We start from the raw sequence: 22,048 nt of genomic DNA, 5'->3' as shown, positions 1-22,048 counted from the left end.
TGCGGAGGAGTAGCTGATGGGCCTCGCGAAGCCAACGGGGGGTTATGCCGAGCAGATGCTCGTTCCGGGTGGGTGGCCCGACGTCGACGAGCAGGCCTACTACGACCGCGCCCAGGAGTACTTGCAGGTGCTGCGTCAAGTCACCGACGTGTTGGAGGCCTGCCAGTCCCAACGGGGCGAAATCTTCGACGGTGGTACCTGGTCGGGTAGCGCCGCCGACTCCGCCAACACCCAACTCGGGACGCTGATCGACGGACTGGTGACGCTGCAGAACGGTCTTGCCACCGTCATCACCTGGCACAAATATGTGGCCCAGACGGTCGTGCAGGCCAAGTCGGACATCACCGACAACGTCGTCGAGGCGCATCGCACGATCCAGAAGCTGGAGACGGACTCCAGCCTGGACGACGCCGAGCGCACCGAGCAGATCAACACGGTGGTGACCACGACACACGGCGCTAACGTCAGCATCGTCGACGGCACCGCCGCGCAGATCTTGGTGAGCAAGTCGTGGAAACCGCCGGCCAACGCGCTGCAGGAGCTGCTCGATCAAAAAACACCACCCCCGGTCAACATCCCGGACCGTCCGGCACCGGCACCGTCCCCGTTCCCGCGGCCGACCCCGCCACCAGCGCCCGTCGCACCGGGCGGTGGGGGGCTCAAACCCACCATCCCGAGCGGGACGCCGCCGCTGACGCCTTCGGTTCCGGGGGGTGGCGGGCTCACGCCGATGACACCTCCACTGGATGGCGTCGCGGGTCTGCAGCCGGTCCCGGGGTCGCCACCCCTTGGACTTCAGCCACCGCCGGGCTCGGCCGCGCCTGCCGGACCGGCGGCTCCCCTGGCCCCGGCCGCTCCGGCGGTGCCGTTGAGTCCGGCGGCCGGGCTGCCACAGCCCGCAGCGGGTCCGGCCGGCGGCCCCAAGGGCGTGACGCCGGCGGCCGCGTCGGGGCCTGGCGTGATGCCGGCATCGGCGACCACCGCAGACGACGCGGCGGCCGCGCATGCCGGGGGGGCCGGCGTGCCGACCGGGCCGATGGGCGCGGGTGGAGCCGGTGCAGCGGGCGGATCGGGCGGATCGGGCGGCAGCGGCGGGCCGGGCGGAAGGTCGTTTGCATCGGCGGGAGAGAAGGCCGACGAGAAATCGGCCAGTTCGCGGCCGGCAGCCAGCTCCCGGACGGCGAACAAGAGCAAGCCCCGCGCACAACCGATGCATCCCGATCGCGCCGACGTCGCGGAGGCCATCGTGTCGACGGCCGCGGTGATCCCGGTTTCGGCCGCCCGGCTCGAACGTGACGCGCGCGCCGATGCCGCGAAGGCCGACGCGGAGCGCCGCGCCGGGCCCGATCCGCTGCAGCTGGCGCGCCGCATTGGTGCCGCACTCAACGCGGCGGACCGTGGCGGCGCGATGGACCTCGGGTTCTTCTGGGTGACGGGGGTGACCGCCGAGGGCGCGATTGTGGTCGCCAACAGCTACGGGCTGGCCTACATCCCCGACGGGGTGGAGTTGCCGGAGAAAGTCTATATGGCCAGCGCCGATGAGACGATTCCCGCCGGTGAGCGGGCGCGTTGGGCAACCTACCCGGTGATGGCAGTGCAAGGCTGGGCGGCCCACCACGAAATGGAGCTGCGGGCGGTCATCGGCACCGCGGAGCAGTTGGCCAATTCCGACGCCGGGGTGCCGACCGTTGTCTTGGAACCCGACGACATCCCGGAAACGGGCGACATGATCGGCCGGCCCCGGCTGACGGTCGTGGATTCCGAGGCCGCCGAACGGCTGGCGGCGACGCCGGACACCCGTTTGACCGACCTGCTGCCGCCACTGCCGGAGGGCGCCGAGCCGGCACCCGAGCCCGCACCCGAGCCGCCGCCCGAACCCGCCGAAGTGGTCGATCCCGAGACGGCGGCGGTGCTCGTCGATCCCGGCGCGCGGCCGCTGCGGATGGGCGAACTGCTCGCCCAGATGCCGCTCCCGTCGGCCGGTGCCGATGCGCCCGCTGCCGGTAAACCTTCGGACAATCGGTTCATGCTCTGGTTCGAGGTGATGAAGCCGATGGCCAGCAACGCAAGTGGTCGCCAGGTTGCGCACCTGCAGGCCTTCCAGGCCTACGCCGCGCACGCCGAAGAGGTCCTCCTCAGGGAAGCGCACACCACGATCGACCCGGAGGATCAGCGCGGTGCCGTCGCCGACTGGATGTACTGGAAATACCTCGGCGAGCTGGTCAACGCTGCCCTGGCCGAGGCGCCCGTCTTAGCTCCGGCGTAGCGGTAACTAGTCCGCAAGCAAGGGCGTGCGCTCATCGTGCGCTGACGGCTTTGGGTGTGAGTGCAGGCGGAGTTCGCCGGCGTGTCGCCACGCTTGCGCGCACACTCAACGCTCAGGACGCACACTGCCCCGGGCGAAAGCCCGGTGCCCGAACCCGAAGGGCAAAACAGCGCTCAGATCCCGATCTCCGACTGCGTCGTCCCCGGGCGACCGGCAGCCGGTGCGTCGACGGGGGCGCTACCGGAGCCCGGCTTGCCCGACGCGGCGCCGTCGGAGTCTTTCGTCGTGGCGTCGACCAATTGCGATTCGGCGACCGGGGCGTCGTCGGGCTTCGTGGTGTCGTCCTTTTTGGTGTCGTCGGCGAGCTTGGCCGGCGCGGCGCCAGCGTTGCCCATGCCTTGGCCGGCCTGCTGCGCGGTCGACATGACGGTCTGCAGGCCCTGGGACAGCGGTTGCGCCGCCTGACTCATGGCGGCGAACTGACTGAGATCGGCCGGCTTCGCCGGGTGCGGCTTCTTGTCGTCCTTCTTGCCGTCCTTGTCGCCGGACTTCTTGTCGGTTGCCTGGGCACCCAGCATTCCGGACGCGCTTGCCGGTTGGTCCGTCCCGGCGGGCTCGGAAGCGGCCAGGAACTGGACCTTGCCGACGCTCTCGCCAAGCCGTTGGTCGGTCTGGGCGTACATGTCGGCGGCGGTGACGATTTTCGATCCCGTATTGGCAAGGGCGGCTTGGGCTTCCGGCAACCCCTTAACCACGGGCGATTCGATGATCGGCAATGTCTGGTTGATCGCTGCCGACACGGAATCCGTTCCGGGCGCTGTCATCGGCGGCGGGGCCGCAGGTAGCTGCTGGTCGCGAACCGCTACTCCCGCGGCCTTGAGCCGAGCGGGATCAACCACCAGTGATTCAGTCATCGTTTCGGTTCCCTTTGCGTGCGCGGCCGACAGACAGATTTTACCGAAGGCCGCCGCAGGCCAAGTGCAGCAATATTTCTCGGCACGTGTCGGCTCCCATCGATTCGGGCCTCGTCAGAATTGGATATTGCGGACGGTGTCGTATACGCCGGTTATCCAGAGCAGCAACGGAAGGATCGCCGCGACGACCGCGCCGTCGAACAATTCCAGCGTTCGTTTCATCACCGGCGTGATGCGGCGTATCCCGGCCGCCGCGCCGACCGTCGTCAACGCGACCAGCGCCGCCACCAACAGAACGACCACGAACCAACGCGCGCTCGTCGGATACCAGATACTCAACCGAATGGTCACCCCGATCGGGATGGCGACCGTGGCCGCCAGCAATGACCATGCGCACCAAGGCTCCGCGTACAGGCGCGACCTGAACGCGCACATCATCGTGACCAGACCGGCCACCACCAGGCTGTGTACGAAGAAGTGTCCGCGCGCCAGTACCCCGATGACGCCGGCGACGAGGACCAGGGTGCCGGCCGTGATGAAACCGGTCAGCAGCTGCTTGGCCGTCTGGCTGCGTTCGGCCAGCCGGGCGGCCGAATCGGGCACCGACGCGATGATGGCCTGCCAGGTTCGTGTCTCTTTGTCTTCGGCGGCCTCTTCGCCCGCAACGGGATCGAGCAGTTCCTCGTGCTCCACGGTCTCGCCGGGAGCGGGGATGGGCGGCAGGGCGATCCGCGCGAAGACGACCGTCAACTTGGCCGCGTTCGTCACGGTGAACAAGCCGAATACGATCGCCAGGGCCGGCACCCATCGCTGCCAGCCGTACCCGTAGGCGAACGCGGCCGCGGTGAGCGTGATCGAAGTGACCGCGGCGAACGACGCCAGCTCGGTACGGTGCCGCGGGCCGCCACGGGTGATCAACGTCAAGAACAGAACGGCCGCGGCACCGGCGGCAAGCTGCGGCGGCCCAAACGAAGTGGTCATTCCGCGTGGCCGCGGGATGGCCATCGCTACCGCCACCACGATCAACGGGAACGCCGTCGCCAGCAGGCTTTCCGACAAGTTCGGGTTCCGGTAGAACCTGTTGGCCGCCCAGCTGCCCAGCAGGACAAGAAGTCCGGCGGTGCCCAACCCGATCGGCCACCACAGGTGGTGTCCGTTGGCCATCCACGCCACGGCTCCGATTCCGGTTATTGCCATCGTCACGACCGGAATTGCCACCCCGACAAAGCGATTCAATGCCGCCCGGTCGAACTCCGGTGATTCGTCCAGCACCGCGATCGCGTCGATGACGTCCTCGACGAGCGGACGGTACCGCTCGGTGCGACTCACCGGCACCAGGGTCAGCAGCGATCCGTCGACGACGACCGCCTCGTCCAGGGATTGGTCGGCCTGCAGCGGCGGGGCGCCCGGCCGGGCAAACGTCCACGCACCCTGCGCAGCGAAGTCGAAACCGGCGAGCACGTCCGCCGGCGTTTCGCCCAGGATTTCAGCCAGCACCGCGACGGTGTCGTCGATGTAGCTTTCTATCGGCGCCGCCGACGGCAACACGACATCGGTCATCCGTCGGCCCGTGAGAATCGTTACCCGCGTGGTGGACGGCCTGGCCGGGGATGCTGCGCCCGCGGCGGCCGGAGCGGCGGCGGCTCCCGCGCCGGCGGCAGTATCAGCAGCGGAGGGCGCGCTCAACGACGTTCACTCCTGTCGAAATCGTCGGACAGTGCGGCGGCTAGTTCCAGGATCTTACGCTTGTAGGCGGGTTCGAGCAGGCCTAACTGGATCTCGGTGCCGGCCGCGATGTGCTTGTCCCACGGCAACACGATGACCCGACCGGGCTGAACATACTGCTCGAATTGCCGCCCCAGTTCGGCGACGGCGATATTGGTGTCGCCGGGGGACACGTGGTTGATCACCACACACGCGCGGTTCAGCAGATCCTGGTGACCGTGATTTCGCAACCAGTCGATTGCGACCGCGGCCTGCCGGACAGCGTCGATGGACGCACTGGTCACGATCACCGCGGCGGACGCCGTCGAGAGCACGCCGCGCGTCACCGGGTCGAAGAGGCCGGCGCCGCAGTCGGCCAGGACGAGGTTGTAGAACCTCGAGACCGCGTCGGACGCGTAGTGCCAATCTGCTTCGCTGAACGCGCGCCGGGCCGTGCTGTAATCCTCCGCCGGGAGTACTTCCAGGTTGACCGCATTCGCGCTGGTGTGCGCTCGGACATCGTTATAGTGAGTTAAGTCTTTGTCGGCCAACAGATCTGCGATGGTGGCCCCGGACTGGCGCCCGGCTCGATCGGCGAGGTTGCCGCAACTGGCGTCGGCATCGAACGCCAGAATGCGGTCACGGCGCACCTGGGCGAATATCGAGCCCAGGGCGACTGTCACGGTCGTCTTACCGACTCCGCCCTTCAGGCCCAAGACCGCGATCTGATACGAACCGCGGGGGCTACGGCGAATTCGATTGCGTAGGTCCAGGTCGTGCTTCTCGTCGCGAGACAGGCCCACGTTGATACGGGTCAGCTTGTGGACCCACCGCCGCCAGCCTCGGCGCGAAACCAGCCGGGTGGCCGACTTCTTCGCGGGCTTGACCCCGATCTGGGACGTCGCGCCCGGTGTCCGGTGATCGCCGGCCGGGTGCGCGAGAGTCGAATCCGGTTGCACGGCAACGCGTTGCGTGGGCGGCGCGTGCGGTGGGGCAGGCCGGGTGGTCGGACCGGGCGGATGTGGGTGCGGGCGGTCCGCCCGAGCGGGTTTGCCCTGGCGTCTCCCGGCATCGGCGCGTTGGGTCGGGGCGGGATCGTGCGGAGCCTGGCGCGCGCGTTGCGGAGGTGGAGGCGGGCCGGGCCGGGCCGGCGGCGGCTGCTTGTTGTTCCAGTCGACCGGCATTGGGGGCCTTGGTGTTTCGGGCCGGGCGGCTGGTGAGTCCTCCCAGTCGACGGGCATCGGGGGACGCTGGGGTTCGGGTCGGGCCGGCGCGGGTCGGTCTTCCCAGTCGACGGGCATGGGGGGCGGCGGATGGCCATTGGGCTGCGGTGGGCCCGCCGGTATCGGCGGCGCACTCGCGTCGAAGTCGGTCAGATCGAACTCCGGGCCCGCCGCCGGGATTTCGACTCCTTCCGGCTGCGCGAAGAGCTCGTCGTAGCTGACCGGCATGGGAGGTCGCGGGGGCCCGGGCCGGGCCGGTGCGGGTGGTTGGGCCGCGTCGACCGGCATCGGAGGCCGCGGCGGTTCGGGCTCGGCCGCCGGTGGGGGGTCGTGCCAATCGACCGGCATCGGCGGGGGAGCATCGGCGGTGGGCCGGGGCACACCCGCCGGCATGGGCGATGCGGCAGCGGGGGAATCGACGTCGAAGCCAGCATCGATATCGAAACCCGAATCCGCTGCGTCATCCGGGATTTCGCCCCCCGCGGGCGGCTGAAAGAGCCGGTCGTAGTCGGCCCCCATGAGAACCTCTCAGAAATTCAATCAAGCTGCCGACAACACGAGAAGAGGCGAGTTCTTCCATGCGGTTGAACTCGCCTGATCCCGTGTTTCGACGTCGTTGCCGTTCTAACCGCCGAACATGCCGCTAACGCCGTGCTCGGTGCTGGCCATCGCCGCACTGGCCTCGGTGATGGTGTGCGACAGCGCCTGCAACGAGTTGTTGAGGTCGTCCGACTTCTGCTGCCAGTCGTTCTGCACGGCCTGGTAGGCCTCAGAACCGGTACCACCCCAAGCCTCGGCAAGCTTGGCGAGGGACTGCTTTCCTTCGTCGAGAAGACCTTGGACGGTCTGCACCGATGACGCGATGGAGCTCGCACCGGCCTCGATGCCGCTGAAATTCCATGACTGAGCTTCCGACATGATTTTTCTCCGTTTCTTTCTGATGCTGAGGGGTTAGGTGGACTCAGAAGCCCATGTTGCCGGCGGTCGACTGCAGGTTGGAGGCCTGCTCTTCGTTCGCGCGCTGGTACTGGACGCCCGCCTGGCTGATCTTCTCGTGGATGTCGGTCAGCGCCTTGATCTGCGCGTTGCCGGCTTCCTGGAAACGCTGCAGCGCCGACTGTGCCGCCGAGCCGGCCTGGCCGGTCCAGTGGCTGGCCAATTCGCCGCCGGTGTGCTCTACGCCCTTGATGACGCCCTGAAGCTCGCCACCGATCCGGTCGAAGTTCCCGGCCTCGGCGCTGAGGGTACTGGCATCAGTCTTCATCTCTGCCATGTTGTACTACTTTCTGTGTGCTCTGTCCTCGCCAAGTGATGGCAAGTCTTCCGGCCCGGGCGGCCGGGAAGTCTGTTGTGGTGGATGCTCACCAGTCGTCTCCGTCGTCGATGCCGTGCAGCTCGTCGTAGTGGAGGTTGGTGCCTTCTTCCTCTTCGCGGGCAAGCGCTACCGGAGCCGCCAGACCCGGCTTCGCGCTCGCGGCGGATTGCGCGCCGGCGCCGGCACCGAGCGGGGCGGCGCCGGCTCCCGCCGACGAGCCGACACCGGCTCCGGCCGGCGCGACGACGGCGCCCGGCGGCTTGTCGAGCAACTGGCTCATCATCGACGTGCGGGGCCCGCTCAGCCCGGAGCCCGGAAGCGCCTCCGCGTGCATCAGTCCCATGCCCACGCTTGGGCCCGAACCGCCCAACAGCGGATGGGACGACAACGGCGGTGCCCCGAGGAGACCCAGCTGCGCGCCACCTTTGCCGAGTTCGCCGCCGACGTGACTGCCGCCCACCGTGAGGCTGTCGCCCAAGGTTGAACCGCCCATGCCGCCGGACTGGCCGGCCAGCGATGTCAGTTGCTGCAGCGGCTGCATCAGCTGCTGCATGGGTCCGCTCAGCTGTCCCAGGCCGTTCATCAGTTGCGAAACCTGGTCCATCCCAGTGGGTGTGGGGGTGAGGTCGCCCGCGTCGTCGGCCGCGTCCTTTGCCGCCGCGAGCATGGTCGTCGGCGCACCCGTGAGCCCGGTGTCGGACTCGGAGGCCACGGTCGACAGCGCGCTCAGTGCTCCGGCCGTCTCGGCCTCGGCGGCCGCGTCCATTCCGGGGGCGAGGATCGGTGTCATCTCGGGCAGTGGCTCGAAAACGGTGTTGGCGGCGGTTTCGGCGGCGTAGATGTCCATGGCGCCACCGGCCTGGTTCCACATCCGGACGAAGTAGTCCGTTTCGTGGAACCCGATCGGCATCGTGTTGATACCAAAGAAATTGGTGGCCGTCAGAACCGTGGTGGTGATCCTGTTCGTCGCGATCTCCGGCAGCGACGGCGTCGTCCCCAACGCTTTCATGTATGCGGCGGCCTGCGCCCCGGCCTGCACGCCGCGCTTCCGTGCGGCCAGCGCGGCGGTCTGTAACCACGTCACCATTCGCGCGGCCGCGGCCGTCGCACGCTCGCTGCCGATCCCGGTCCACGACCCCGCGAGCGCGGTCATGCTCGCGGCCAACTCGGCGGCCTCGGTTTCCAGACTGGTGGCCAGCATTTCCCAGCCCGCGGCGGCCTGGAGCATCGGCGCAGGTCCCGCTCCGGCCATCAGCCGTGCGGTGTTCAGCTCCGGTGGCATAGCGTGCCACAGCATGCTCGGTCTCCCTTGGTCACGAGGTTTTGTCTTAGTTCTTGCGGTCCGCTGTTACTCGAAAGTTTCGTTCGCGCGAATAATGCCGGACGGGCTGCATTTTGCGGGGCCCTCCTCAAATTGCACGTGAACTAATCTCAAATTCTGAGTGAACGCAATCCATTTCTCTCGCGGTGAAAAGCTTAATCGCACAATGCAGTCCCCGGTGCGGTTTATCGCGGTTCGGTTCCGGCTCCTGTAATGGGCGGCTGGGATAATCCTAACCGCATGCTCCGGGTGGTCAGTGCACTTCTTCTGGGGGGTCGATGTAGGACGCTTGGATGACGTCCTTGCCGTCCGGCGTGACGAAAATCCCCTGGCCAGGGGGCCGGCGCTTGACCTGAAACTCCCTGGAGGGGAAGTCCGCCTTGTCGCCGGACAGGAGCAGGGTGGGAGATCCCGCACCATAGGCCGCGCCGACGAACTTGTCCATGGTCGACTTATACGCGTGGCTCATTTGGCAGGTGACGATGATGTGCAATCCGATATCCGACGAGGCCGGTAACAATGGAGCCAACGGCATCATTGGAGGCATTCCTCCGGAAGCACCGACGATCATGTGCCAATCGTCGACCAAAAGCACCAGATCGAATCCCGACCACCACGACCGTGACCGCAACTGTGAGGCGGTCAGATCGGCCGGCGGCAACCGCTTTTGCAGGTTGAGCGCGAGCGCTTTGATGGACTCGTCCAGCGACTGGGCATTGCGGTTGATCGCCCCCGCGGCGAGCAGGTGGCTCTCCGGCACCGCGTCCAGTAGCCCGGACCGATAGTCGGCCAACATGAAGCGCACTTGGTCGGGGCTGTTGCGGGCACAGATGGCTCGGGCGATGGCGTGGGCAATGGTGGTCTTGCCCGACTTGGCCGCCCCGAAAATCAGGATGTGGTTCGCCGCGTACAAGTGCGCGTAGGCCGGCGTGAGGTCCGTCTCGCGGATGCCGACCGGAATCGTCCAGCGGGTGCGGTAGTCGGACTCCGGGCCGGGTGGGTTCGGGTCGAGCTCGTAGAGGTGGATGCGCTCCGGCAACACCCTGACCCGGGGTGCTTCCTCGTTGGTATGGGACGCAATGTGGTTCACCGCAACCGTGATCGCCTCCACCAGGCCCTCGGTGCTGTGCACGCCGTCGAGCCGGGGCGCACCCATCATCAGGTGGTGCTTCTCGATCGACATTCCCCGGCCCGGCCGGTTCGCCGGGATATCCCGGGTGGCGCGGTCCAACTGGGTGTCGTTGACGTCGCCGAGCCGGAACTCGATCTTGGTACCGAGGTAGTCGCGGACTCGCGACTTCAGTTCCGTCCATCGCGGCGTGGTGAGGATGGTGTGGATGCCGAACGACAGGCCCTGCGCCGCCAGGGTCTGGACGTGTGCTTCGAGGTCGGGAAATTCTGCGACGAACGCCGGCCACCCGTCGATGACCAAGAAGACGTCGCCGAATGGGTCGGCGGCCACGGGTTGGTTGGGGTCCGCGCGCAATTCTCGGTAGCTTGCGATCGAGCCGACGCGATGCTCCTTGAAGGTGGCTTCTCGTTGCCGCAGAACGGCTTGCACCTCCGCGATCACGCGCATGACCCGGTCGGGCTCTGATCGGGTGGCCACTCCGCCGACGTGCGGCAGTTTGTCGAGATACATCAACCCGCCGCCACCGAGGTCGATGCAGTAGAACTGGACTTGCCGCGGGGTATGGGTGACCGCGGCCGACAGCATCAGGGTCTGCAGCAGCGTCGACTTTCCGGTCTGCGGCGCCCCGCCGATGCCGATGTTGCCGCCACCACCGGAAACGTCTACCCCCCAAGGTTCTTGGAGGTGCCGGCGCGGCTCGTCCATGATCCCCAGCGGAAAGTACAACGGTCGCAGATCGGCGCGCTTGACGAGTTCGTCGACCGGAGTCGGATGGGTCAACGGCGGCAGCCACATCTTGTAGGCGCGCGACTCCACGGTGCTGAGTTGATCCAGGATCACCTCGCTCAGCGGTTTGCCCTTCGACTCGACACTCATGCCGAGACCTCGTCTTCGAGGTCGTCGAGGATCGGCGCCGCGGTGAACGGCCGGATTTGCACACCCCGGGGACCAGGCCGCGCGCCGTCCACGCTTTCGGCCTCGCCGTTGGTTTCGGCGTGCACCTGCGGTACGTAGGTGGCACCGGTGTACAACGTGCTGAACTTGACCGGATCCTCCATGCCGACCCGCAAAAAGCCGACACCGCTTTCCTTGTTGGTGATGTACTGCGCCTCCGGCGTTCCGATCACCGACTTGGATTCATGAGAACTGGTGGTACGCAACGCAATTCGGTAGGTGAGGTTGGGCTCCAACTTGTCGATGCGCGCCCCACCGGTCTGCAGCGACTGGGTGGCCAGCAGCAGATGCACCCGCAACGAGCGGCCCACCCGGCAGATCCGGTCGAACAGCCCGACGAAATCGGGGTGACTTTGCAGCAACTCGGCGAACTCGTCGACGACGACGAAAAGCGTTGGCAACGGCTTCAGGTCGGCGCCCCGCTCCCGGTACTTCTCGTACTCGGCCACACCGGACAGCGCCCCGGTCGCGCCGACCTGAATGCCGGCCTGGCGCAGCAGGTTCTGCCGTCGGTCCAGCTCGCCGGTCAACACCTCGCCCATCCGGCCGACGAGCTCGGCTTCCTCGGCCATGTTCGTGATGACCGCCGCGGTGTGCGGAAGGTTTTCCATGCCCAGGAATGTCGAACCGCCCTTGAAGTCGGTCAGCAGGAGGTTCACCTGGTCGGGGTGAGTTATCGACACCAACGACAGGATGAGGGTGCGCAAAAACTCGGACTTTCCCGACCCGGTGGTTCCGATGAGCATGCCGTGCGGCCCGCCACCGAATTCCGCACCTTCCTTGATATCGAGGTACATGATCTCGCCGGTCTTGAGCTGGTGACCGAACGGGATCTTGAGGCGGTCGAGGTCTTTGTCGGCGAACATCTTCCAGCGCGCCGGCGTGATGTCCTCGACGCTCTTGGCGCCGACCAGCTGATAGAACTCGGTCGCCACCTTCTTCTTGGGGCCGCCGCTGCTGGCTTTCTTGTCGACGATGGTGCCGGTGATCGACCACCCGGCCAGCTTTCTCGCGACGCGAGCCGCCTGCGCGGCCGACATGTGGTCGGTGCTGGCCGTCACCTGGCGGAACTGCTGGCCGGGCAGCCGGTCGTCGGCCGTCCCGTCCGCAGCCACCCTGATCCGGTAGTTGGAGCCGCGGTGGTTGCCCAGCGTGAACACCGTGACCCCGGCCCGGCCGTCGGGCGGGACGCCGGCCTTGCCGCCGGTCAGATCCACGACGACGACGTAGGGTCCGCCCGGCGTCGAATCGGGTGAATGCGGACCGCGCGCGGCGAGATCGGACAGGCTCTCCGGGTGGGAGGAGATCATCCGAACCGGCCCGGCCGCATCGGTGTCGGTCGGATGCTGAACGTGCGGAAGCCATTTCAGCCAGGACCACTCCGGGTCATCCGGGGTTTCGGTGAGCACCCGGATCGCCAGCAGGTCCGGCGGGTGGAACACCGCCAGGTGACAAATCATCGCCGTGAGCAATCCGGCGGCCCCCGCCGGATCGCCGCCGATGGCGATGGTCGGAAATGTCCTCAGCTGCAGCAGCTTTGGGCAGTCGTGGATCAAGCCATGGGTGCGCAAGAACTTGACCGCCCACATGTTGGCGACCGGCTCGAGATACGGCTGAGGTGCCGCGGTCGGGCCCGCCAGCTCGCCACCGACCGACGGCTTCATCAGCCGGTCGACCGCCGGCTGGTCACCGATCCCGATGCGGGTGGCGGCGTAGAAGTCGGCACTGGCGGGGCGAGACCACTGCCGGGGTGTGCCGATGATCGACAGCAGATCGTCGGGGTGGGGTGCGTGGTAGCTGAAGAAGGCCACCTGCGCGGTGGCAGACGACGTCACCCGGGGGCGAAGCCCGGCCAGATACCGCAGGTACTCCTTGCGGTCGGCGTTGATCTCGGGCACCTTTTTGCCGCCGCCGCCACCGCCGGCACCCACCATGCTCAACGACATCATGATCATCATCAGCGGCGTCATCATCATGTACGGCGACAGCGCCTTGGTGCCGGTGAACACCATGATCCCGATCATGCCGAGCATGCACACACCCATGACGTAGGGCATCACTCGCTGCACAAAGCTGGGCGGGACATCGACACCGAGGTCCTCGGGCGGCACGACGGCGATCTCGCCCGGAGTCAACCGGGGTCCGCGGGTGACCGAAGGGGTGAACTTTCTCGTCGACATCAACCGGCTCCGGGCGCTGAGGGTAACTTTCGCGGGCTCGGGTCGGCGGGCAGGGTGTCGTGCTCCAGCAGGGCGGCCTCTTTCGACAGCACCGGACCGTCGACCAGTAGACGAATGATCTCCCACGGCGCGGGTTTTGGCGACTGCAGGCCCAGCGAAGCGGCCGCCTTCGGGTCGGAGATCCCGTACCGCACGCCCTGCGGGTCGACGTAGTACAACGATTCGCCGTACCGGGGATCCGGGGACTGCAGCTGCAGATATTTTCCGCCGTCGATGTAGACCGTCGCCGGGCCCTGGATCTGCTTGATGCCCTGGCCCATCATCGACGTCGGGACCGGCAGATGCCGACCGGTCACCACCGCGGTCCTGGGTGTCTGCTCGCCGGGCTTGCGTTCCCACGTCCAGCACAGCACCGGTTCATTCGGCCGGTTGACGATCTTGATCGATTGGTCGGGCAGGGGCGAGTTGTACACGCGTTCGGGGATTCGGACCACCAGACTCGACACCACCGACGGCGGCTCGACGAGTCCGTGCGACTGGGCGGCGCGCAGCGCCACCGCGGTGTTGGCGTTGATCGGTGCGACACCGTCGGGCAACACCACGAAATATTGCGGCCCCGACTGGGCGTGGATCTGGAACACCGATCCGATCACCAGAAAGTCAGGCAGTCCAAGGGTATTGGGTGCACCGTCGTCCGGGATCGGGGTCAGTTGCCAGGAGCCGCCGTCGGGCAGGGCGTTGAACACGGCGGTGGACAGCGGGCTCGGCTTGGCGTTTACGGGTATGCCCACCGCCGAGGTGAGCGTCCGGTCCCCCAGATCGGTGGCGTGTCGCCCGGTCGACGTGATGATCCAGTCCTTGCCTTGGTAATAGGCCAGCAGCGCCTCGTTGGGCTGCAGCGCATCCACCGAGGAGTCCAGCGCCAGCGGCATCGAGATCACCGACGTCTGCACGGTCGGGTTGATGGTCTCGGCCTTGGTGACGGTGTCGCACAACGCCCATATCGACGACGACTCCGACGAGACCGGGGTGGCATAGGGGGCGCCGGGGATGCCGACCGTCTGGCCCCGGGGGAACTTGCTCAGCTCGGTGGATTTCACGACGGTGGGCTCGGCCGGATTGCCCAGCACCAGGCGTGCCGAGGTCAGGTTGTAGACGGGGTGCAATTGCCCGGACACCATCAAATACAGCTGGTTGGTCGCGCGGTCGACGAACAAATTCCCGCCCGCGAGCTTGCCCTGGGGTTTGAAGTACGCCATCGCCAAGGCGCCCACCAATATCAGGACCGAGATGACAATGCCCAGCGCGGCCGCCCGCCCGTAGAAGGACAACGGGTCGTCGAACATCCGGGTGTCTCGCCGAACAATGGCGTGCTCCAACCGCCGGAGCAGAAAGCGCCAACCACTCACCTGAACCTTGGTGGTAAGCCGAATGCCCGCCATACGCTACTCGGTAAGAGCGAGCCGTGCGTGCACCGAGGCGACTGCTTCGGCCATGTCCTCGCCGCTGATCTCGCGCAAGAAGTCCGCGTCGAGCTCCTCGAAGTCAACCGCCTGGGTCAGGCGCATATCGCGGTATTGTTCCGCGGCCTCCACCATTTGCCGTGCATATCGCCCGTTGCCGGCGATGTCGAGTGCGGCTTTGCCGCGCACCGACCGCTGGCTCAGCAGCTTCGCCGCCTCCAGCAGGTTCTCGGCCGCTTCCACGCTGAGCTCCGAATCGTTGTTCTTTGCAATCACTTTCGCGATTTCGAGAATTTCCTCGGGGGAGTAGGAGTCGAATTCGATACGGGTGGCGAACCGGGACCGCAGTCCTTCGTTGGTCTCCAGCAGTCTATCGATGTCGTTGCTGTAGCCGGCGATGATCACCACGAGACGGTCGCGGTCGTTTTCCATCCGTGCCAGCAGCGTGTCAAGCGCCTCCTGCCCGAACGGGTCGGACCGCCCCTCTCGCTCCTGGACGAGGGTGTAGGCCTCGTCGATGAACAGCACACCGCCCAGGGCACGGTCGATCGTCTTCGCGGACTTGACCGCCGACTGACCCTCGTATTCCGCGACGAAATCCTTACGCGCCGTCTCGATGAGTTTCGGTTCCTGGATCACGCCCAACCCCGCCAGGATGTTGGCCACCACGCGCGCGATCGTCGTCTTGCCGGTTCCCGGCGGGCCGGTGAAGATCATGTGCTTGCTCGCCTGCGCGACCTTCATCCCGCGCGCGGCACGAACCTTGGCCATCTGGGTCGCGGCGCGGTAACGCTCGACCTGATCCTTGACCCGGGTCAGCCCGATCTGCCGGCGCAGCTCGGTCTCGGCCTCGGCAAGCAGCTTTTCGCGTCCCGACGTGTCGGCCACCACGCTGCCCGCATCCCACGGGTCGGTGCGGGCCGAGATCTGCTCGGCGGTGGTCGTCGCGAGGCGATAAGACGGATCCTTCAGTGCCGCTGTGACTTTCGGGCTCGGGTGGGTGGTCTGCAGCCACTCCAGCAGGGCCACCGCAGCTTCTTCGTTGCCCTGGCTGCGGCGCGTCATTGCCAAGAACCAGGCGATGGCCTGCGCGCAGGCTTCCCCCGCGGGGGAGGAGTTCGCCTCGGTCAGGCGGCGCTCGGCTTCGGTGAACAAACCGAGGTTGGCCGCCGCGACCCCGTGCGCGACGCCGGCGGCGGCAGCCAGGAAGGTGTCCGGCCACTTGCCGGCGGCGCGGACCTCGTCGATGACCTCGGTCCAACGCTGTCCCGCCCCGTAGATCACCGCCTTGGTCCAGGACAACAGGTGTTCGGCACCGGCGGCCGGACTGGCTTCGACGGCCTCCATGGCGTCCGCGTAGTTACCCTGCAACGCTTCGTTCACCGCGAAACCGATGGTGATCGCCAAGGGCGAATTCACCGGGTAGGTGATGTCGCCGTAAAGGCCGCCGATCGGAACCCGGGCGCCCAGGGCGGTCATCGAGATCTGAGCCGACCCGGACAGCTGCCCAAAGTACTTGCGCGAGTACCAGGCTCGGAACAGCGTCACCCGGTCGTTGTCGCCACACCGGATGCGGCCGACCCATGCGTCGCACGCGGTCTCGTCATAATTCGTGATCTCGGTGAACAGGTCCAGCGCCCGCGACTCCGAGACCGGCAGCATGCCGACCGCGCTTTCGAACAGGCCGGCCAGGTGATCGCTCATTTATCGGCGGTGTAGCGCGCGGCGAAGACCTCGGCCTGCGCCGTCTCGGCCTGTTCCTCCGTCGGCAACCGCATGCCGGTGTCCACGAAGTCACGAAGCAGCTGGCTGCTGTCCAACCCCATGTCGCTGAGTTGCTGCAGGCCGGGGTTGTCGGCGGCGCTCTCCATGACGTAGCTGCGCTGTCCGGCCAGCCCTTTCTGCCGGGCCAGCTCGGCCAGCACGATGATCTCGTCGGCGAGTTCGGCTTCGGTCAGATTGGTCGCGGTCGGCGACAGCGTGACCCGCTGAGTGCGGCCGTCGATGAGCGCAGACACCGACACCGTCTCGGGAGGGTTGGTCACGGTGTACTGCTGGACGCCGTCGTCTTCCTCGTCTTCGTCGTCGGAGGGTTCGGTCGTCGCGGCGATGGCCTCCAGCTCGGTGTCGGCCTCTTCGGGTTCGGTGGGCGCGTACGCGTCCAGCGCCTCGGCGTCCGACTCCGCCCCGCCGTCGTCATCGGCGGCCGAGAAGTCGAGGGCATCCGCGGGTTCGTGGCCGTTGTCGTCGGATCCCGACTGGTAGGAGGAGAAGTCCAGGGCCGACAGATCGTCGTGGTCATCATGCTGGGACATGGGATCCATCTTTCTCAGATTGGTTGCGGGAGAAATCAGTTTTGGTACGAGGCATGATCGTGATCGTCATCAGAATTGTGATCCAGCCAGGCGCGCGACGGAAGAAATTCCAGGAGTCCGTCTAGCGTCCGCTGCAAATTTTCTTGGCTGCCGGACAAGAAACTTCCGTACAGCTCGCCGTGCACGCGGCGGGGCAGCGAAACCAGCCTGCCCAGCGGCGAGTCCAGGACGCCGGCGGCGACCTCGGTCTGCGTGTAGGTGCCGCCGGGGTGGCGCTCGCCCGCGATGATCTCCACCCAGCTGTCCGGATTGCCGACGATCTCGGCGTAGACGCGGGCGGTGGCCGGCGCGACGCCGAGATTGACCAGCTGGGCAGCCGTGGTGCATTCGGCGAGTTCGGTTGCGACACCGGTCAGCGGTTCGACGTTGGCCGGCGTCGCCGGGCCCAGCACCGCGGTCACCATGCCCGCCAGACCCACTTGCGCCGCCACCAGTTGTAGCGCGATCAGCTCGCCGTGGCGCGCCGCTATCACGTGACGATCGCCCTTGCGGCACACCGCAAACCGCACCATCACACCCCCGCCGACGTCGGCTCGCCACCACCGGCCCTCAAGAGTTCGGTCCGGCCTGCTGAGCGTGTCGAGGATCGTCGCCACCGTCGGGTGGGGCTGGCCCAGTTCGTTCAGCACGCCCTGCGCAATGAGGTCCTGCTCCACCTGATCCCAGACCAATTTGCGCAAGTCGTCCTGCGGGATGTTCTGCCGGATCCCCAGCGCCGCAGGGAATTCGATGAGCTGCAACCGGTCGGCGATCACCAGCATGCCGTCGATGGTCACCTCGACGCCGACGACGTCGTCAACAAGCCCGGCGCGGCCGGCGGCGAGGGGACCGGATGTCATTATCTGTCGAGAAGTTGCTTGTTGAGGTTGCCGGCCAGCTCGCTGTCAACGCCCTCGTAGGCCTTCTTGGCGGTGCGCAGCTTCGCGGCCATCAGCAGGCTGGCGTCTCCCAGGGCCTTGCCCGCGGTCTTGCGGATGCCCTCGAGGGTGTCGAAGGCCCCGTTGGAGCATCCGCTGATGACGCCGTGGGTGAGCCAGCAGTTACTGCCGGTGCCGTTGAGGGCGTCGGCAGCCGCTTGGGCATCCTTCTGCGCGGCTTCCTGTTTGGTCGCCAGCGTCTCGAGGACTGTCGGTGAGACGAGTAGGTTTGTCATTGGTTGGTCTCCTTAACGTTTGATCGTCGCTCTATAGCGTTGGGCCACAGTGCTTTTGGCGCGCGAGCGGGTATCAGAGGACGCGCTCGCGGCCGGCGCCGGCCGGTGCGGCAGCGGGCGCCGCGGCAGGTGCCGTGGCGTCCACGGGTGCGCGCTCGGCGCCACCGTCTTTACCGGCGGCAGCGCCGGCTTCCGCATCCTTCTTGTCTTCGTCCGTCTTGTCCTTGTCCTCGTCCTTGACGTCGCTGACGTCGTGCGCCGGGACCGGGGCCGCGGGGGGAGCGGAGCTCTTCGCGGATTGGGCGAGCGACTGAATCTGTTGCATCCCCTGGCCCAGTGTCTGGCCGACCTGGTTCATTCCCTGGGACGCCTGCCCAATCTGAGCCAGGCTCGGCGGCGTGAATGTCGCAGCGGGGGCGGGTGTCTTGTCGCCCTTCTTGGCCGCTGTGTCGGTCTTCGCGGGGGCGGCCTTGTCGCTCGAAGCGCCCAACAGCGCCTTCTGCTCCGGCGAAACCTTGTCGCCCGCCTCGGCGGCCAACTTGGACACGGTGGGTTGCTTGGTGAAGGAGCCGGCGAAGGTGAAGTCCGTCAGGCCGTCGGACACCGCCCGGAAGCCGGACAGCTGGGACGTCGTCTCGGTCGCGACCTTGCCCTGGATTTTGTCGAAGGTGCCCGCCAGCTGCGCGGTGATGTCCTTGCCCAGCTGGACGTACTGCTGGCCCAGGGTCGAGCACTGGTTGGCCAGGCCCATGGAACTCGACAGGGTGAGCATCTCGACGACGAAGACCGCCGCACAGCACGCGAACGCGGCGACGATTTGCCACGCCTGCGATATGCCCGGACCCGCGATCGGGATCAGGTAGAGCGCCAGGGCAATACCGGCGGCGGCGGTCAGTACGGCCACGTTGACCGTGCAGCACAGGTGTGCCTGCTTGACCTCGGATGCCTGCTTGCTCAGGTAGCCCTTCAGGGTCTGGTCGTACGTCTTGAACGTGTCCACGAAACCCTTGAGCTTGTTGACCTGGCCGATGTAGGCCGTCGCCGCGTCGCCGCTCCAGTCCCGCGGATCCGGAATGCTCGCGGGGTCCAAGTCCTTGAGGAAGAGGTTGAGTTTGTCCGCAGCGGTGGAGACGGCGGATCCCGAGTTGGGGCTGCCGAATCCGTTGAGCAAGTCCACGACCGTGACGGCCAGCGCCGCGGCGTCGACAATGGCCGTCGGCGTCGGCAGACACTTTGTTCCGCTTTCTTTCAACGCCTTTGCCAGGACCGCGTTCTGCTTGCCCGCATAGATCAGCCCTTTACCGACAATGGTGGCCGCACTCGCACCAAGGTTCGCCCAGTCGCCGGTTGAAGCGGCAGTAACGCCGGACCCAAAACTTTTCACACACGTCGCTAAATCTGTTGCCCCGTTAAGCCAAGCCACGTCGGTGTTTCCCTTCAAGTTCGCAGATCCTGTGCACCGATCCCGGGCACGGTAAAACGAGCCTAACAGTGCTCAGAGCGGGTCCAGTGCACGAATTTTTCGGCTGGACAACAGCTTCCACCACCCGGCTCCCGGCCGCCACGGTTAACATTGCGGCAAGGTTGCCGAAAAGCGAACAGTAAGTATTGACGGCGTCGGCGGCGCGCCAATTTCAGTTGATGTGGCCTATCAACGTTTCGATCGCGGCCGTCACGTGCGGGGGTAACGGCTCTTCGTTCTCCGCGCGCACGATCATTTCTTCGTCGACGCCGGCCGCCTGGGCAATTTCGCGCGTCGAGAGGTTAGCGCTGCGCCGGGCCGCGTACAACCGCTGCGCCAGTGGCGCATCCGGAGCATTTGCCCCGAGCGTCATCAATTCGTCGCGATGCCGGCGTACCGCGCTCAGTGCCTTGATCAATTCCGGGGTGATCTGGCTGATCCGGGTCGCCCGGACGGCTATCGCCTCGAGTTGGCGCAGATCGGAGAGGATGGGCGCCGAGCGCTCGGTGAATTCGGGGTCGTCGGCCGGCGGCAACGCGGAAATGGCCAGGCTGCAACCGTCCACTGCGGCGACCACCGCCTGGGCGATCAGCGACGCCGCGCCGTGCGCATCCGGGTTGTCGGCCGCCGCTGGACCGTCGGCCGGCGCGGCCGCCGCCGTGGTCTCAGCCGCGACGGGCTCTCCGTGTCGGATCCGGTCGATGGTGCCGGCCGGCCACTGCAGGACTTCCTCGAGCTTCGCGCGGGTCCGTTCCCGCGGCCAACTCCGGCCTTTCTCGAAAGCAATCAGCGCGCCGGCGTTGATGACCCCGTCCGCCGCGAGGCTGCGCTGGCTGATGTCGAGTTCTCGGCGCCGGGCAGCCGCGGCGGCGCCGGCGCGAACCACGCCCGGATCCAGATCGGTTGGCTCGATGTTGTCCCCCTGTCCATCGGAATCGTTGCCCTGCTCAACGGATTTCGGTGGCCTGACGATTTCAAACGTCAGGGCTTTCCCCGCGGTGGGGTCCCCGAACCGGACGATCGTCTTGTCGGTGATCGTCACGGAGGTCTTTCGTAATCCGTCGACGAACATGCCGCTCGGGCTGCTGTCGACGATGCGCCACTCCCCATTGGCGGCTTCGGCCCGCAAGTGCTCCTGCGAGATCTGTGGATCGTCGATCTGCACACCGGCCTGAGGTTCGCGGCCGATGGTCACCACACCGCGTCCGGGCTCGATTGCATGCGATGTGTCGCCGCTGTGCACGACCAGCAGAGCTGGCCGGGCGGTTCTGGCGGCGCTGGACATCGTCGGTGATTCCTCGCTGAAGTTGTGTGGCGGCGGGCTGCGCCCTCACGATTCTAACTGCTGCACCCGTCGGATCCTATCGCGGCGCTACAGTTCTGCGTCAAGTTGTTACGGAATTAGCCCGCGCACGGCTCCGCCCGGCAACCTGGCCTTAACCGCATCACCGCTACAGTTTGAAACCCCGTCCGCCGCTCCGCGCCCACGCTGCCCGCGTGTGCGCGGGAAGTGCCTGGTCGGCCCGACCATTGGGGCACCGTTTCGCCGCCGTTATCCGCTTGTTAAGCCAGGTGAAGCCTGCGGCGCGTGTGATGTGGACCGAAGCGCCAGCGTACGGGCACGATCGAAATATGGAGCAGTAAACTGTTGCATCGCGACGGTTAGTGCTATAGCCTTTCGTGTCATAGGACGCAGAACTGCAACGCTTTCTGGAGGAACGTAGCGATGACCGCAACAACCCTGTACAACGTCCCGTTGGGCGCTTGCACCCAGGACCCCGATCGTTGGACGACCGCCCCCGACGCGGAGGCCAAAGCCCTGTGCCGGGCTTGCCCTCGCCGGTGGATGTGCGCTCGCGATGCCGTTGAGTCAGCCGGTGCCGAAGGCCTGTGGGCCGGTGTGGTGATTCCCGAGTCGGGCCGGCCGCGGGCATTCGCGCTGAACCAATTGCGCTCAATGGCCGAGCGCAACGGATACCCGGTGCGCGAGACGGCCAAATCGGCCTAACCCCGGGCTCCTGAGGCGTCAGCAGTAGAGCAACGTCCGGGGGACCGCCCGGACACGCGTACAGACAGCGCGAGAACCACGCAAGGTTCTCGCGCTGTCTTGCGTGTGGGGCGCTATGGCGAGGTGGCCGGGTCGAAGCGGAACACGGCGAGCCGGCCTGCCAGCGCCTCGAATTCGTCGGAGGTTCCGTCGCGCACCATTCCCGAACGCTTGGCGAACGACACACCGACCGGCACCTTCTTCGGGAACTCCCGCAGCACCGGCCGTGCCTGTTCGGCGGTCAGTTCGACGATTCTGACTGCCCGGGCCCGCCGGCCCCGGGCCAGCGTGCCGGCACCCGCGGCACGCGCGTTCGCCGCCCAGTCCGCGCCCGGATAGCCCGCGACCACGTAGAGCCCGCCCTGGAATTCGAACGGCGTCATCGGGGTGCTGCGCGGTTGGCCCGACTTGCGGCCCGGCACGGTGAGCACCATTGCCGGGCCGGTCGGTATCCCGAGTCTTTGCACCGCCATCATCACCTTGTTCATCGGCTTGAGGTAGCGCGGCGGCCGTAATTCGGTCATTTCGCAAGCTCCTAT

18 protein-coding genes are annotated in these 22,048 nt (G+C 66.8%); 2 read left to right on the top strand and 16 right to left on the bottom strand.

Features of this window, described 5'->3' with window-relative positions; genetic code table 11:
• Positions 1 to 16 precede the first annotated feature (16 nt).
• On the top strand, positions 17 to 2,266 hold the full coding sequence (locus BN973_RS30925) for a hypothetical protein (protein ID WP_036465520.1): 2,250 nt from the start codon (positions 17 to 19) through the stop codon (positions 2,264 to 2,266).
• 173 nt (positions 2,267 to 2,439) lie between these two features.
• Here the strand turns inward: BN973_RS30925 and BN973_RS29810 are convergent, their stop codons facing one another.
• From BN973_RS29810 to espM, 15 genes are all read right to left on the bottom strand, one after another.
• A complete protein-coding gene (locus BN973_RS29810) occupies positions 2,440 to 3,180 on the bottom strand; it encodes a hypothetical protein (RefSeq protein WP_139830351.1) in 741 nt (246 codons plus the stop codon).
• A gap of 114 nt (positions 3,181 to 3,294) precedes the next feature.
• Positions 3,295 to 4,866, bottom strand: coding sequence for a type VII secretion integral membrane protein EccD (gene eccD / locus BN973_RS01720; protein ID WP_084163259.1), 1,572 nt, complete (start codon positions 4,864 to 4,866; stop codon positions 3,295 to 3,297).
• A complete protein-coding gene (locus BN973_RS01715; protein ID WP_036465518.1) occupies positions 4,863 to 6,626 on the bottom strand; it encodes a MinD/ParA family ATP-binding protein in 1,764 nt (587 codons plus the stop codon). Before BN973_RS01715 ends, eccD begins: the two co-directional genes overlap by 4 nt.
• Positions 6,627 to 6,731: 105 nt before the next feature.
• A complete protein-coding gene (locus BN973_RS01710) occupies positions 6,732 to 7,025 on the bottom strand; it encodes a WXG100 family type VII secretion target (protein ID WP_036465516.1) in 294 nt (97 codons plus the stop codon).
• A 43-nt stretch (positions 7,026 to 7,068) separates the two neighbouring features.
• Positions 7,069 to 7,380, bottom strand: coding sequence for a WXG100 family type VII secretion target (locus BN973_RS01705; protein WP_036465515.1), 312 nt, complete (start codon positions 7,378 to 7,380; stop codon positions 7,069 to 7,071).
• An 88-nt stretch (positions 7,381 to 7,468) separates the two neighbouring features.
• A complete protein-coding gene (locus BN973_RS01700) occupies positions 7,469 to 8,719 on the bottom strand; it encodes a PPE family protein (RefSeq protein ID WP_051641067.1) in 1,251 nt (416 codons plus the stop codon).
• A gap of 277 nt (positions 8,720 to 8,996) precedes the next feature.
• Positions 8,997 to 10,751, bottom strand: a complete 1,755-nt coding sequence (eccCb, locus tag BN973_RS01695) for a type VII secretion protein EccCb (RefSeq protein WP_036465514.1) — start codon at positions 10,749 to 10,751, stop codon at positions 8,997 to 8,999.
• Positions 10,748 to 13,009 carry a type VII secretion protein EccCa gene (eccCa, locus tag BN973_RS01690; RefSeq protein WP_036465513.1) on the bottom strand — a complete coding sequence of 754 codons (2,262 nt, stop codon included), beginning with the start codon at positions 13,007 to 13,009 and terminating at the stop codon, positions 10,748 to 10,750. The genes eccCb and eccCa overlap by 4 nt, the downstream gene beginning before the upstream one ends.
• Complete coding sequence (gene eccB / locus BN973_RS01685) at positions 13,009 to 14,451, bottom strand: type VII secretion protein EccB (RefSeq protein ID WP_036465512.1); 1,443 nt, start codon at positions 14,449 to 14,451, stop codon at positions 13,009 to 13,011. The genes eccCa and eccB overlap by 1 nt, the downstream gene beginning before the upstream one ends.
• Before the next feature lie 3 nt (positions 14,452 to 14,454).
• Positions 14,455 to 16,176: a type VII secretion AAA-ATPase EccA gene (eccA, locus tag BN973_RS01680; protein WP_036465511.1), complete on the bottom strand. Its 1,722-nt coding sequence runs from the start codon at positions 16,174 to 16,176 to the stop codon at positions 14,455 to 14,457.
• Complete coding sequence (locus BN973_RS30920; protein ID WP_036471916.1) at positions 16,173 to 16,787, bottom strand: hypothetical protein; 615 nt, start codon at positions 16,785 to 16,787, stop codon at positions 16,173 to 16,175. Before BN973_RS30920 ends, eccA begins: the two co-directional genes overlap by 4 nt.
• A 35-nt stretch (positions 16,788 to 16,822) precedes the next feature.
• Positions 16,823 to 17,686 (bottom strand): ESX secretion-associated protein EspG, encoded by an 864-nt coding sequence (locus BN973_RS01670; protein WP_036465509.1) that lies wholly within the window; start codon positions 17,684 to 17,686, stop codon positions 16,823 to 16,825.
• Positions 17,686 to 18,000, bottom strand: a complete 315-nt coding sequence (locus tag BN973_RS01665; RefSeq protein ID WP_036465507.1) for an ESX-1 secretion-associated protein — start codon at positions 17,998 to 18,000, stop codon at positions 17,686 to 17,688. Before BN973_RS01665 ends, BN973_RS01670 begins: the two co-directional genes overlap by 1 nt.
• A 73-nt stretch (positions 18,001 to 18,073) precedes the next feature.
• Positions 18,074 to 19,384: an EspA/EspE family type VII secretion system effector gene (locus BN973_RS01660; RefSeq protein ID WP_036465506.1), complete on the bottom strand. Its 1,311-nt coding sequence runs from the start codon at positions 19,382 to 19,384 to the stop codon at positions 18,074 to 18,076.
• Positions 19,385 to 19,634: 250 nt separating this feature from the next.
• A complete protein-coding gene (gene espM, locus BN973_RS01655) occupies positions 19,635 to 20,747 on the bottom strand; it encodes an ESX-1 type VII secretion system transcriptional regulator EspM (protein WP_036465505.1) in 1,113 nt (370 codons plus the stop codon).
• A gap of 441 nt (positions 20,748 to 21,188) precedes the next feature.
• On the opposite strand from espM, the gene BN973_RS01650 reads away from it, so the two are divergent.
• Complete coding sequence (locus BN973_RS01650) at positions 21,189 to 21,470, top strand: WhiB family transcriptional regulator (RefSeq protein ID WP_036465504.1); 282 nt, start codon at positions 21,189 to 21,191, stop codon at positions 21,468 to 21,470.
• A gap of 113 nt (positions 21,471 to 21,583) precedes the next feature.
• On the opposite strand, the gene BN973_RS01645 is transcribed toward BN973_RS01650, so the two are convergent.
• Positions 21,584 to 22,033 carry a nitroreductase family deazaflavin-dependent oxidoreductase gene (locus BN973_RS01645; RefSeq protein WP_036465503.1) on the bottom strand — a complete coding sequence of 150 codons (450 nt, stop codon included), beginning with the start codon at positions 22,031 to 22,033 and terminating at the stop codon, positions 21,584 to 21,586.
• Between the last annotated feature and the right edge of the window lie 15 nt (positions 22,034 to 22,048).

Origin of the sequence: Mycobacterium triplex (assembly GCF_000689255.1) — a bacterium.
GTDB classification, from domain to species: Bacteria; Actinomycetota; Actinomycetes; order Mycobacteriales; family Mycobacteriaceae; genus Mycobacterium; species Mycobacterium triplex.
This window is presented reverse-complemented; position numbering and strand designations above follow the sequence as displayed.

What these genes read in the sequence shown, in the direction of transcription:
- eccCb (WP_036465514.1), bottom strand. Translation starts at nt 10,751, where the DNA reads ATGAGTGTCGAGTCGAAGGGCAAACCGCTGAGCGAGGTGATCCTGGAT.
- eccB (WP_036465512.1), bottom strand. Translation starts at nt 14,451, where the DNA reads ATGGCGGGCATTCGGCTTACCACCAAGGTTCAGGTGAGTGGTTGGCGC.
- BN973_RS01700 (WP_051641067.1), bottom strand. Translation starts at nt 8,719, where the DNA reads ATGCTGTGGCACGCTATGCCACCGGAGCTGAACACCGCACGGCTGATG.
- BN973_RS30925 (WP_036465520.1), top strand. Translation starts at nt 17, where the DNA reads ATGGGCCTCGCGAAGCCAACGGGGGGTTATGCCGAGCAGATGCTCGTT.
- BN973_RS01710 (WP_036465516.1), bottom strand. Translation starts at nt 7,025, where the DNA reads ATGTCGGAAGCTCAGTCATGGAATTTCAGCGGCATCGAGGCCGGTGCG.
- eccCa (WP_036465513.1), bottom strand. Translation starts at nt 13,009, where the DNA reads ATGTCGACGAGAAAGTTCACCCCTTCGGTCACCCGCGGACCCCGGTTG.
- espM (WP_036465505.1), bottom strand. Translation starts at nt 20,747, where the DNA reads ATGTCCAGCGCCGCCAGAACCGCCCGGCCAGCTCTGCTGGTCGTGCAC.
- BN973_RS01645 (WP_036465503.1), bottom strand. Translation starts at nt 22,033, where the DNA reads ATGACCGAATTACGGCCGCCGCGCTACCTCAAGCCGATGAACAAGGTG.
- BN973_RS01715 (WP_036465518.1), bottom strand. Translation starts at nt 6,626, where the DNA reads ATGGGGGCCGACTACGACCGGCTCTTTCAGCCGCCCGCGGGGGGCGAA.
- BN973_RS30920 (WP_036471916.1), bottom strand. Translation starts at nt 16,787, where the DNA reads ATGTCCCAGCATGATGACCACGACGATCTGTCGGCCCTGGACTTCTCC.
- eccA (WP_036465511.1), bottom strand. Translation starts at nt 16,176, where the DNA reads ATGAGCGATCACCTGGCCGGCCTGTTCGAAAGCGCGGTCGGCATGCTG.
- BN973_RS01670 (WP_036465509.1), bottom strand. Translation starts at nt 17,686, where the DNA reads ATGACATCCGGTCCCCTCGCCGCCGGCCGCGCCGGGCTTGTTGACGAC.
- BN973_RS01665 (WP_036465507.1), bottom strand. Translation starts at nt 18,000, where the DNA reads ATGACAAACCTACTCGTCTCACCGACAGTCCTCGAGACGCTGGCGACC.
- BN973_RS29810 (WP_139830351.1), bottom strand. Translation starts at nt 3,180, where the DNA reads ATGACTGAATCACTGGTGGTTGATCCCGCTCGGCTCAAGGCCGCGGGA.
- BN973_RS01650 (WP_036465504.1), top strand. Translation starts at nt 21,189, where the DNA reads ATGACCGCAACAACCCTGTACAACGTCCCGTTGGGCGCTTGCACCCAG.
- BN973_RS01705 (WP_036465515.1), bottom strand. Translation starts at nt 7,380, where the DNA reads ATGGCAGAGATGAAGACTGATGCCAGTACCCTCAGCGCCGAGGCCGGG.